Genomic DNA, 12356 nt, shown 5'->3' with positions numbered 1-12356 from the left:
AAAGGAGAATGAGCGATGACAGTATTTGAAGGAACGTTTCAGGGAGAGGCAGTCAAAGTAGGGATCGTGGTTTCACGATTCAACGAGTTTATCACTTCCAAGTTAGTGGAAGGCGCCAAAGACAATTTGGTGCGTCATGGAGTCAAAGCAGAAAACATCGATGTGTATTGGGTACCAGGGGCTTATGAGATTCCGTATATTACCAAAAAAATCGTTGACCACAAACAATACGATGGGATCGTGACATTAGGTGCCTTGATTCGCGGAGCAACGACCCACTATGAATTGATCTCAAATGAAGTGGCGAAAGGCGTAGCCCAAATTGGTCTGAATGCCGACATTCCGATCATGTTTGGTGTGTTGACGACTGAAACGATTGAACAAGCCGTTGAACGGGCGGGAACCAAAGCCGGCAATAAAGGCAGTGAAGCCGCTCAAGGTCTTTTGGAGATGATTTCGTTGAATCAGCAAATCCTTGGCAATGCATAGGTTTCACGTTCGAACAAAGGGAAGCTACAAGAACAAGCCTGCCTAAGCATAGGCTTCATACTGGAGACAGACTTCGTACAAAATGAAGTCTGTCTTTTTTTCATCATTAAAAAAAATGGATCACTTTACCAAAGGATTCGCTTCTTCAAGGGTACCGTGTTTTCGATAGGTCAATGGAGAGGAAAACGCCCAATCAATCCCGAACATTAGAATAACTCTTATTTAAGGAAATTTTCAGAAAATTATTTACATTTCACAAAAGGTTCCTTATAATGACTCTATTCATTGAGAGTGATTCTCATTTGCAAATAGATGTCAAAGTAGCACATGGCTTTGGCGCTTTTCATGAGAAGAACTGTTATAAGCGAAAAAACGCACAGATGCTTCTTTTATGATGGCGGCGAGGCAACAGTCAAGGTTGTTTTTGCTGTGAAATCAGGAGGGAGTCGTGCTGAATAAAGGAGAATCACATGTCGGTAGGGTTGATTAAATCAAATCGTTGGATGGTGTCGACAATCATTTGCTGTGTTTTAGTTGTCGCCATTCTCTTATCTGTAGGAGTTGCTTTGGCAAACGGCCAAGCCAATATCACCCTTGGCGAAGTTTACCAAATTCTCTTCTATAAAATCAGCCATGGGTTGGTTGGTGATCTTTCAGGTATTTCAGACGCAAACATCAATATCGTCTGGTTTGTTCGGGCACCGCGGGTCTTGCTCTCTATTTTTGTGGGTATGGGGTTAGCGATCAGTGGGGCGGTGATGCAGGCAGTGGTCCAAAATCCGCTGGCAGATCCCTATATCCTAGGAATCTCTTCTGGCGCATCCTTAGGGGCGACCTTCGCCATCTTAGTCGGTTTTGGCGGCTCGGCGCTAGTCTTGCAGCTGGGCTTATCGTTTGGCGCCTTTGCAGGAGCGGGGATTGCGACTATTTTGGTGCTGCTGCTTGCCAGTATCGGTGGGAAAATGACTTCCACAAAACTTGTGCTGTCGGGGACGATCGTCAGTGCCTTATGTAGCTCTGTTTCAAACTTGATCATCTATCTGGCTAGCAATGCAGAAGGGATGAAGACCGTAGCGTTTTGGTCGATGGGCAGCCTAGCCTCGGCTTCTTGGAACAAATTGGGCTTTATCGTGGTTCTGGTTTCTTTGATCACGCTGTTCTTCCTGACGCAATACCGTGTTTTGAATACGCTTTTGCTGGGGGATGAAGTTGCTTCCACCTTAGGGGTCAAGCTGACCTTCTATCGGCGTTTTTACATGCTGCTAGCAGCGCTATTAACTAGTATCATCGTTGCGAATTCTGGGATGATCGGCTTTGTCGGCTTGATCATTCCTCATATCGTACGTGGAGTCAGCGGATCGGATCATCGCCTGTTAATGCCTTTGACCGCTTTGACAGGCGCGTTGTTTTTGATTTGGGCGGATGTGATCGCCCGCTCGACCCTGCAAGGAGTCGAACTGCCGATCGGGATCATTACAGCGCTGATTGGCGCACCGATCTTTATCTATATCATTGTCAAACGACAATACAACTTTGGGGGGTGACGAGATGAAATTGGCAGTTGAAAAGCTCAATCTGACGATCGGGGATCAGCAGATTCTAAAAGACATCTCCGTCCAAACCGCACAAGGGCAATTTGTCGGTTTGATTGGGTCTAATGGCAGTGGTAAGTCCACGTTGTTAAAAGCCATCTACAAAACGTTGAAACCTGACAGCGGCGAAATTTATTTGGGTGAGATGAATATTTTGAAAAGTTCCGAAAAAAAAGTCGCCCAGCAAGTCAGCGTCGTCAGTCAGTTCAATGAGTTGAGCTTTGATTTAACAGTAGAACAGATGGTGCTTTTAGGCCGCACGCCCCACAAGGGGTTGTTGGAACAAGACACCAAAGCCGATCATGAGCTGGTCACCGAAGCCTTAGCCAAAACAGGGTTAAGTGCCTACAGAAAACGCAGCTACCTCTCATTATCAGGAGGCGAAAAACAGCGGGTCGTCCTTGCTCGTGCCATCACCCAAGAACCGAAATTTATGATTCTCGATGAGCCGACCAATCATTTGGATATCCGTTACCAGCTGGAAATCTTAGAGACCGTCAAGCATCTGAAGATTGGCTTGTTGGCGGCGCTGCATAATTTGGAACAAGCAGCCAACTATTGCGACATCATCTATGCCTTAAAAGATGGTCGGGTCGTAGGTTATGGCGAACCAGAAACGCTGCTGACAGAAGAACTGATCGAAGAAATCTATGGCGTGAAATGCAGTATTTACCATCATCCGATCACAGGCGGATTAGGGTTTCATTATTATTTTGAAAAGGAGCAAACAGATGAATAAATGGGGAAAAATGATTGGGGTAGGATTGGCAGTCTTTGCATTAAGCGCTTGCGGCAATACGAAGGATGAAGGAACTTCGGCTTCTTCCTCACAGGCAGAAAGTACGTATCCCTTAACCATCAGCAACTACACCAAAGCAGAAGGCGGCACGCAATGGACCGCCAAGGATCAAACCTTTAATGAGGCACCAAAAAAAGTCGTTGCCAACACACGACCAGCAGCGGAATTGCTGCTGCATCTCGGCCTCAAGGATCAGATTGCGGGTGTCGGTGCAACCTTTGGTGCCGCTGATGAGGAAGTTGCTGCTGATTACGCAGAACTCAACGACCTGGGCAGCGACTATATCAGTAAAGAAACAGCCTTAAGTGTGGATCCAGATTTGATTTTTGGCCGCGGGGGACTTTTCGATAACCAAGATTGGGGCGTCGGCACCGTTGATTCCTTGAACGAGATGGGCATTCCGACTTATGTCCAAGAAACCTCTGTCACTGGGGCGACGTTTGATTCTGTTTATCAAGACATTGAAAACCTTGGTAAGCTCTTCAATGTCCCTGAGGCAGCCGCTGCTTTTGAAAAAGAATTAAAGGATCGTCAGAGTGCCTTGGAAGAAAAAGTAGCAGACAAAGAAGAGCAAACCTTTGCCCATCTCTTTATGTCTGATCCTAGTGTTGTCAGTGTCTATGCCGCTCAAGATGAGTCTTTTTTCAATAGCAACTTTGATATGATCAAACTGAACAATGTGTTTCAAGACTATTCAGGGGAAGTCAGTGTCGAAACTTTGATCGAAACGGATCCCGATGTCTTGATCGTCGGCGACTGGTCAACGATCGAAGGCAGTGTTTCCGGTCAAAAAATCATTGAAGGCTTATACAAAAACGACAAACTCTCTAGCATGAAAGCCATCAAAAACAAACAAGTCTACAGCATGGACTACAATTATCTCTTTGGCTACGGCTACCAAGCCTTGACTGGTTTGGAAGAACTGGTAGAGCAAATGGCACAATAAACACCTCCTATTCCCATAAAAAGGAGAACCAACTTTTTATATAATAGAAGAAAATCAACGTTTCACTGGCCGATTGACCACAGAAACGTTGGTTTTTTGTATTTGGGAAAAGCAACCTTTGCCGCTGCCCGTTACGCAACAAGTAGCCCGTTAGCTGTTTTTTTCTGTCTCTTGGTTCATTTGATAGCGAGACAAAAGCTTTTCTTTGTGTTTTTGCATGATTGTTTCCAGAGAAATATCGTATTTATCGGCGAGAATAAATAAGTTATCCAGTACATCGCCCAATTCTTCCGTCAGATTTGCCAGTTTTTCTTCCGGCAAGCCTTCTTGTTCATCGGGACGGTCACGGCCAATCTCCAATGTCCGAATGGCACGGCTCACTTCCCCGACTTCTTCTGCTAAAAAATTCGCCCGAATAAACGGATCATATTGATACCAGTTGCGGGCTTTGTAGAAGTCACTGATAAATCGTTGATATTCCTCAATGTTCATAATTTTTTTTCCATCCTTTCCCAGAACCTTTATCAGAATCATGATATACTATTTCAAAATGATTGAGAAGGATGATGGAGAGTTTTATGAAAATTGCAGTCTATTGTGGTGCCAGTGTCGGTAATGAACCTAGTTTTGCAACAGCCGCCCAAGAATTGGGGCAGTGGATCGCTTCACGGCAAAATACGCTGGTCTATGGCGGCGGAAAAGCGGGCTTGATGGGCGTGCTGGCAGATGCTGTCTTAGAAAATGGCGGTCAGGTGATCGGGGTGATCCCAACCTTTTTAAAAGATCGGGAACTAGCACATCCTGGATTGACCGAACTCCATGTCGTCGAGACGATGTCAGAAAGAAAACGAAAAATGTTCGAATTGTCGCAGGCGTTTGTCGCACTGCCAGGTGGTCCCGGGACGCTGGAAGAAATCACGGAGATGATCTCGTGGTCAAGAATCGGTCAAAACCCGAATCCTTGTGCTTTTTATGATGTGAACAACTTTTACCGCGCAACGAGAGCCTTGTATGACAACATGGTGGAAAATGAGTTCTTGACGCAGGCCGATCGCGAAAAAATCGGTTTTGCGCAAACAACGAATGAACTTGAAGCCTTTATTCAAGCCTACGAACCGCCAGTTATTCGGCAGTATTAAGCGTCTGTTGCAAAAGAGCAAGGCGAAGCACCGGCGGGTGTCGTCTTGCTCTTTTGCTTCTTTGACGCATTCTTAGTATAATGGGGTTTGTTTTGCAAGTGGGGTCATAAAATAAGATCCTTGGACAAAGAAATGGAGCGTAAATCATGACAACAAATTTTTGGGCTGAATTGCCGAAGCCTTTTTTTATTCTAGCACCAATGGAAGATGTCACCGATGTCGTTTTTCGGCATGTCGTTCAAGCTGCCGGCGCACCAGATGTTTTCTTTACGGAATTTACCAACTCCGATAGTTACTGTCATCCAGAAGGACGCGACAGTGTGCGGGGACGTTTAGTCTTCACCGAAGATGAGCAACCGATGGTAGCCCACATTTGGGGAGACAAGCCAGAGTATTTCCGTGAAATGAGTATCGGATTAGCCGAGATGGGCTTTAAAGGGATTGACTTAAATATGGGCTGTCCAGTGCCAAACGTTGCCGGACGAGGCAAAGGCAGCGGCTTAATCTTGCGACCAGAAGTTGCTGCTGAGCTGATCCAAGCAGCCAAAGCTGGCGGCTTGCCGGTCAGCGTCAAGACGCGTTTGGGCTATACCGAACTAGGGGAAATGGAAGCCTGGTTGACCCATGTCCTGCAACAAGATATCGCTAACCTTTCGATCCATTTACGAACCCGCAAAGAAATGAGCAAGGTCGATGCCCATTGGGAATTGATTCCTGAAGTGGTGGCCTTGCGGGACCGAATCGCCCCACAAACGAAGCTGACGATCAACGGCGATATCCCTGATCGTACCAAAGGTTTAGAGCTAGCAGAAAAATATGGCGTGGACGGAATCATGATCGGTCGGGGTATTTTCAAGAATCCCTATGCCTTTGAAAAAGAACCGAAAGAGCATACCTCAGAAGAGCTATTAGGCTTGCTACAGCTGCAATTAGACTTGCAAGACCATTACGCCAAAATGGTGCCACGCTCGATCGCAGGATTGCATCGTTTCTTTAAAATCTATGTCAAAGGCTTCCCTGGTGCCAGTGATTTGCGAGCAAAATTGATGAATACCAAATCAACGGATGAAGTTCGGCAACTGCTGGCAGAGTTTGCGGAGAAAAAGAACCACGAGGAAAGTATTGAAGCGTAAGTTTCAATGCTTTTTTCGTTTTTGGTTGCTGTACCCGCTCTCAATGTCAATCCTTTCTTGACAATAGATAGGTACCTATGTAAAATGGAGAACGGACTTTTAACTAGGTACCTATCTAAATAGTGAAGAGGCGAAAGGAGCTGAAGATCGATGGTTTCCGAACAAGAAATCGTGGAACGATTGTTTGAAGTGTATAAATTAAATCGGCGGTATGCGGAACAAAAGTATGGACGCTTTATGCCGGGACGGGGGCAGTTCAATTGTTTGCTGGTATTGGACGAAAAAGGCACGTTGACCCAAAAAGATCTCGCCGCGTATTTAGCGATTCGTTCGACATCCACTGGCGAACTACTAAAGAAACTGGCTGAAAAAGGACTGATCCAAAAAGAAGTCGATCCGAAAGATAAACGCAGCCATTTGATTTCGCTGACAGAAGCAGGCAAGGAAGAGGCACAGCGAATGAAAGAAAAACGCAGCAAGGCGCACCAAGAAATGTTGACCTATTTGACGGCAGAAGAAAAACAAGCCTTTGGTCAAGCCTTAGCAAAAATCGAACAGTTTTATCTTGAGAAGGAGGCGGACGTTGATTGAGTGAAACAGTCCAACGAACGGAACGTCAGCGGACGCTGATTTTTATTAATTTAATGATTACATGTATTGCCGTATCCATGTTGGCGACCGCATTGACGACGGCTTTACCCGCCATCGTCAATGACTTGCAGATTTCCGTCACTACGGGCCAATGGCTGACTAGCGGTTATTCTTTGGCAATGGCGATCGTTATGCCCTTGACGGCATATCTTATGAATCGTGTGCCAACCAAGAAGCTCTATCTCGCTGCATTAGGAATCGCTCTGGTGGGTTTGCTGCTTTGTGCCACAGCGCCCAATTTTCTAGTCATGATGCTTGCTCGTATTTTGCAGGCCGTAGGCAATGGAATCTTGACCGCGATGGCACAAGTGATCCTCTTATCGATCTATCCGATCAATCGCATCGGTGTCGTGATGGGCTGGTATGGACTCTCAATCACCGCGGCACCCGTGATCGCACCGACGATCGCTGGGCTGATCGTGGACCGGTTGAACTGGCATGCAATTTTTTATATCGTTGCCGTGATTGTTTTGATCTCATTGATTTGGGCCATAAAGGTTTTTGATGATGTGTTGCCAGTAAGCAACAGCAAATTTGATCAGACCTCTTTTGTTTTGAGTGCCTTTGCTTTTGGTGGGATCACTTTAGGCTTTGGAAACATCGGCAGCTATGGCTTTTTCAGCTTGCCGGTTTTAGGAACCTTAGCGATCGGTTTGGTAGCAGGGATCTTCTTTGTCTTCCGTCAGTTAAGAGCGAAAACCCCATTTTTGGATCTGCGGGTCTTAAAAACAAAAGAGTATGCCATCAGTGTCTTTGGCAGTATCATGCTTTACTTGGTCTTGATGGGTTCGGCGATGCTGATGCCACTTTACGTGCAGTCGATTTTAGGCAAATCAGCGACGATCTCAGGGTTAGTCGTTTTGCCAGGTTCCTTGGTCTCGGCTTTTTTAAGTCCGGTGGCTGGACGAATCTATGACAAAGTCGGCATCCGTCTGTTGACGATTTTCGGCGGCGGCTCACTGGTCTTGAGCAACATCGGCATGTATTTCATCCATATGCACACGGGTATTTGGGTAGCAGTGGTCTTGAACATGCTGCGCTGTGCCGCCACAGGCTGTTTGTTGATGCCCTTCGTGACGTGGGGAAATAAAAATATTCCGCCGCAGTTGACGGCGCATGGAACAGCATTATTGACTTCTTTGCGAACGGTGGCAGGCGCTATCGGTACAGCATTATTTGTCGGGATCATGAATAGTGTGGCGCAAAACAGCACGACCTTAACGGGGACGAGTGCACTGCTTCATGGGATGAATGTTTCTTTCTTATTGATGACGATCGCTTCTGGTCTGCTGTTTGCAACGGGGCTATTTTTGATTCGAGATCAGAAACCAGAAGCCGTGTGGCTGGAAGGTGCGGAAGAACCGCTGGAATAAAGAGGGGCACCTTTCTTTGAAGGGTGCTTTTCTTGATTTATTTCATGAAACTCTATGAAAAACCAAAAAATTCGATATAATAAGATAACTTATGGTTTAGGAGGAGTATTTTTTTCAGGAAAGACTTGCTTTCATGGAAAAAAATCAGGGAGAAAATGAAGAATAAAGGCGTTTATTTTGGGTTGTCTGCCTATGTATTATGGGGCTTGGTCACACTATATTGGAAAATAATCGTTGGGGTTTCCCCGTTAGCCACGATGTGCTACCGAATCGTGTGGTCCTTTGTTTTTATGGTGTTGTTTATCGTGCTTTCCGGGAAGAAAACGCAATTTTTACAAGAAGCGCGTCTGCTGTGGAAGAACAAAGCATTTGCTGGACTGATCGTTTTAGCGTCTGTGCTGATTTCCATCAACTGGTTCACTTTTATCTTCGCGGTGAGTGCGGGCCACGTGATGCAAGCCAGCTTAGGCTATTACATCAATCCGCTAGTCAATGTCTTGTTAGCAACCGTTTTTTTGAAGGAACGACTTAGTCGTACTGGCATGCTGGCGTGTCTGCTGGCAAGTATCGGGGTAATCTTATTGTCGATTCAAACAGGAACGATTCCTTATGCCTCACTGATCATGGCCTTTTCCTTTAGTACGTATGGCTTGATCAAAAAAAGAATCCCTATTAGTTCCGTCACTGGGTTAACGATCGAGACGATGGTGATTTTTCCCTTTGCGCTCGTGTATATTTTAGGGTTTTCAACCGTAGGTTTTATGAATTATCCCTTGCAAACCAATCTCTTATTGATGGGTGCCGGGATCGTGACGGCTATTCCGTTGTTGCTGTTTGCGGAAGCAGCGAAAAATGTTTCTTACATTACGCTTGGATTTATTCAATACGTCAATCCGACGATCATGCTTTTGTTGGCCATCTTTTTGTTTCACGAAACCTATTCACTGGCCCAATTTTCCGCCTTTGCGTTTATTTGGCTGGGGATCGCGGTCTTCACCTATGGTACGTTAGGCACGGCTATGAAAGAGCGGCGCATGGGACAGCAAAGAAAGCAACTCTGATACATTAGGAATGGCTGCAGCTGAGCCATTCCTTTTTTTATTAAAAAACAACTCAATTTAGATAGTGAAGGATTTTGCAAGGAGAATTGTTCAATGGTATAACAAAGGAAAAGCACGTTGCAGAAATTCTGATTGAAAAGGGTTGCATCTGCCACAGGGGTGTGTTATTATTCTTTCAGTTACAAGGATTGTTACTGTTCGGCAGGCAAAACCAGAATTGACCGTAGTGCGCTAATGGGGAGATTCTAGGTTTTTTTATTTTGGAGTGAGGGAAAACGATGGTTATTGGGAAAATATTAAATAATAATGTCGTCATCTCGACCAATGATGCCGGTCAGGAAGTGATCTATATGGGTCGTGGCATTGCGTTTAAGAAGAAGGTCGGCGATCCAGTGGATGAAGCCTTTGTCGAAAAAGAATTTGTGTTAAAGGATACGTTTACCGCAAATCAGTTTCAGCAATTGTTTTCAGACATTCCTGTGGAAGAAGTCGAAGCCGTCAAGCAAGTGGTGGATGATGCAGAAGCGTCATTGGGGATCGAGCTGTCGCCAAATATTTATTTGACACTGACCGATCATATCCATTATGCGCTAGTTCGGGCACGTGAAGGCATTGAGCTGCCGAATCCATTGTTGTTTGAGACCCGCAAATTTTATCCGAAAGAGTATGCGGTTGCAGCAGATGCCGTTGCTTATTTTGAAAAAGTCTTCGGGATTTCATTGCCGGAATCGGAAATTGGCTTTATCGCCTTTCATATCGTCAATAGCGAACAAGCAAATGGTACGATGGAAACCACGATGCAAGCGGTAGAGATCGTTCGTGACGTACTGGCGATCATCAGTCGTTTTTATGGACGAGTCTTTAACCCAGATTCCTTGAACTATCAACGGATCACCACGCATTTACAGTATTTTGCGCAGCGCTATTTAAGCGATGAACTTTCGGGGGAAAAAGATGAATTTTTATTTGCCCTTGTGCAATCGAAGTACCCTAAAGCGTTTCAAACGGTCCAACGGATCAACGAATATTTGATCAAAACCTACGACAAATCGATCGGTGAATCAGAAATGATCTACTTAACGATCCATATCGAACGTGTCGTCAATGATCAAACCAATTAACATTCAATCATTAACGGATTGTTACTGTCAGGCAGGCAATACCCAGATTGAAAAGACAACAGTCAGCGAGGAAAAGACTCGTTGGACGGTCGTTTTTTCAATCTGGTTTTTTTTATTAAAAAAGGAGTGTTGAAAAAATGAGTTCAAATAAAGAAATTGCAGTTCGCGTCCTCGATGCGGTGGGCGGCAAAGAAAATGTCAACAGCGTGGTGCATTGTGCGACCCGCTTGCGTTTCAAATTAAAAGATGAGAACAAAGCGGATACGGCACGCTTGAATCAAGACGACGACGTGATCCAAGTCGTTCAAAGCGGCGGACAATACCAAGTGGTGATCGGCAGTCATGTCAGCGACGTTTACCGTGAATTGAATGGAGTAGCGAACTTCGATGGTGAAGCAGACAGCAAAGGCGACAAAGGCAACCTGTTGAATCAACTGGTGGATATTATTTCGTCGATCTTCACGCCGTTTTTAGGCGCAATGGCAGGTGCCGGGGTCTTAAAAGGATTCTTGACGCTGGCAGTCACCTTGAATTGGTTAGCAGCTGATTCTGGGGTCTACACCGTATTGTATGCGATTGCCGATGGGTTGTTTACCTATTTACCAGTGATGTTGGCTTTTACTGCAGCGAAAAAGTTTCGCACCAATGAATTTCTAGCGGTTTCCTTAGCGATGGCGTTGGTTCATCCAGACATTACCGCTTTGGCTGGACAAACCTTGAGTTTCTTAGGCCTACCGGTCATTATTGGTGCTAGTGCTTATACGTCTTCAGTCATTCCGATTATTTTAGCGGTCTTTTTACAAAGCTATGTGGAGCGTTTCTTTAAAAAAGTCATTCCTAGCTTCTTACAGATCATCTGTGTACCTTTAGCGGTCTTCTTGATCATGGCGCCATTGACCTTTATTGTCGTCGGTCCACTAGGAACGATTTTAGGAAACTTGTTAGGTAGTGCTTACGACAGCATTTACCACTTCAGCCCACTGATCGCTGGTGCTGTTATGGGTGGTTTATGGCAAGTCTTTGTGATGTTTGGCATGCACTGGGGCTTTGTGCCGATCATCATGTTGAATCTCAGTCAAACCGGTGTCGATACCATGGTACCAATGCTGTTGCCAGCTGTCCTTTCTCAAGGTGGTGCAGCGCTAGCAGTGTTCTTTATGACAAAAAATGTGAAATTGAAAGGCTTGGCCCTTTCTTCAACGATCACCTCAATTTTTGGGATCACAGAACCGACGGTGTATGGGGTAACCTTGCCATTGAAAAAACCATTTATCGCCGCGTGTATCAGTGGTGCCATCGGGGGAGCCTTCATCGGCTTCAGCCAAGTCGAAAACTATACCTTTGGATTAGTCAGCTTACTAAGTCTTCCTTCCTTTATCCCACAAGATACGAAAGATCTAAGTGGTCTGATCGCAGCTTCAATCGGAACGGCTATCGCTTTTGGGGCAGCGTTTGTCTTGACCTTCTTCTTACGTTTTGAAGATCAGCCAGCAACCGATGCCAGTGCATCACCAGCAAAAGAGCCAGCAGTACCCACAGATAGTTCGTCTAAAGAACGAGTGATCCTCAGTAGTCCGTTAGAAGGCAAAGTGGTTCCCTTAGCAGAAGTCAAAGACCAAGTCTTTTCTTCTGGTGCATTAGGAAAAGGCATCGCCATCGAACCGACCGTCGGGGCTTTGTATGCGCCGGCAGATGGCACCATCACGACGCTCTTTCCTACCGGCCATGCCGTTGGTTTGACCACTACGGATGGAGCAGAAGTCTTGATGCATATTGGTATGGATACCGTGGAACTAGATGGCAAAGGCTTTGAGGTCTTTGTTAAACAAGACGATCAAGTCAAACGCGGTGATTTGTTGGTGAAGTTTGATCTAGATACGATCAAAGCAGCCGGCTTATCCACGATTACACCAATCGTTGTGACGAATACCCCGCAATATTTAGATGTGATGGATATGAATCAAACCGATGTCTTGCAAGGAGAAGACTTCTTAGCCATCGTAAAATAAGCAAAAGAAACCCGATCCTCGACTGAATATCAGCAAGGATCGG

Annotated in this window: 12 protein-coding genes; 11 read left to right on the top strand and 1 reads right to left on the bottom strand. The window is 45.5% G+C overall.

What is annotated here, in order from left to right; all coding sequences use genetic code 11:
* Positions 1-15: 15 nt before the first annotated feature.
* The 4 genes from ribH (at position 16) to IGI71_RS16100 (ending at position 3826) form a co-directional block, all read left to right on the top strand.
* Positions 16-489 carry a 6,7-dimethyl-8-ribityllumazine synthase gene (gene ribH / locus IGI71_RS16115; RefSeq protein WP_005233264.1) on the top strand — a complete coding sequence of 158 codons (474 nt, stop codon included), beginning with the start codon at positions 16-18 and terminating at the stop codon, positions 487-489.
* A 470-nt stretch (positions 490-959) separates the two neighbouring features.
* The gene (locus IGI71_RS16110; protein WP_061053392.1) at positions 960-2033 is read left to right on the top strand and encodes a FecCD family ABC transporter permease; all 1074 of its coding nucleotides are present in this window, start codon (positions 960-962) and stop codon (positions 2031-2033) included.
* Positions 2034-2037: 4 nt separating this feature from the next.
* Complete coding sequence (locus IGI71_RS16105; RefSeq protein ID WP_086298790.1) at positions 2038-2820, top strand: ABC transporter ATP-binding protein; 783 nt, start codon at positions 2038-2040, stop codon at positions 2818-2820.
* Positions 2813-3826, top strand: a complete 1014-nt coding sequence (locus tag IGI71_RS16100) for an ABC transporter substrate-binding protein (RefSeq protein ID WP_430615925.1) — start codon at positions 2813-2815, stop codon at positions 3824-3826. Before IGI71_RS16105 ends, IGI71_RS16100 begins: the two co-directional genes overlap by 8 nt.
* Before the next feature lie 150 nt (positions 3827-3976).
* On the opposite strand, the gene IGI71_RS16095 is transcribed toward IGI71_RS16100, so the two are convergent.
* Complete coding sequence (locus IGI71_RS16095; RefSeq protein ID WP_034872892.1) at positions 3977-4318, bottom strand: MazG nucleotide pyrophosphohydrolase domain-containing protein; 342 nt, start codon at positions 4316-4318, stop codon at positions 3977-3979.
* 86 nt (positions 4319-4404) lie between these two features.
* Between IGI71_RS16095 and IGI71_RS16090 the strand changes: the two genes are divergently transcribed.
* The 7 genes from IGI71_RS16090 to IGI71_RS16060 all read left to right on the top strand — a co-directional run bounded on the left by IGI71_RS16090 (position 4405) and on the right by IGI71_RS16060 (position 12313).
* Entirely contained in the window at positions 4405-4965 is a 561-nt protein-coding gene (locus IGI71_RS16090) for a TIGR00730 family Rossman fold protein (RefSeq protein WP_087664537.1), read from the top strand.
* Positions 4966-5111: 146 nt separating this feature from the next.
* The gene (locus IGI71_RS16085) at positions 5112-6098 is read left to right on the top strand and encodes a tRNA dihydrouridine synthase (RefSeq protein WP_005230648.1); all 987 of its coding nucleotides are present in this window, start codon (positions 5112-5114) and stop codon (positions 6096-6098) included.
* A gap of 150 nt (positions 6099-6248) precedes the next feature.
* Positions 6249-6689, top strand: a complete 441-nt coding sequence (locus IGI71_RS16080; protein ID WP_005230651.1) for a MarR family winged helix-turn-helix transcriptional regulator — start codon at positions 6249-6251, stop codon at positions 6687-6689.
* On the top strand, positions 6686-8122 hold the full coding sequence (locus tag IGI71_RS16075) for an MDR family MFS transporter (protein WP_430615924.1): 1437 nt from the start codon (positions 6686-6688) through the stop codon (positions 8120-8122). Before IGI71_RS16080 ends, IGI71_RS16075 begins: the two co-directional genes overlap by 4 nt.
* Before the next feature lie 155 nt (positions 8123-8277).
* On the top strand, positions 8278-9183 hold the full coding sequence (gene rarD / locus IGI71_RS16070) for an EamA family transporter RarD (protein ID WP_005230654.1): 906 nt from the start codon (positions 8278-8280) through the stop codon (positions 9181-9183).
* 278 nt (positions 9184-9461) lie between these two features.
* Positions 9462-10304, top strand: coding sequence for a BglG family transcription antiterminator LicT (gene licT, locus IGI71_RS16065; protein WP_005233287.1), 843 nt, complete (start codon positions 9462-9464; stop codon positions 10302-10304).
* A gap of 137 nt (positions 10305-10441) precedes the next feature.
* A complete protein-coding gene (locus tag IGI71_RS16060) occupies positions 10442-12313 on the top strand; it encodes a beta-glucoside-specific PTS transporter subunit IIABC (RefSeq protein ID WP_430615923.1) in 1872 nt (623 codons plus the stop codon).
* Positions 12314-12356: the final 43 nt, after the last annotated feature.

This window comes from Enterococcus sp. DIV1279b (assembly GCF_050531515.1).
Lineage (GTDB): Bacteria > Bacillota > Bacilli > Lactobacillales > Enterococcaceae > Enterococcus_D > Enterococcus_D casseliflavus.
This window is presented reverse-complemented; position numbering and strand designations above follow the sequence as displayed.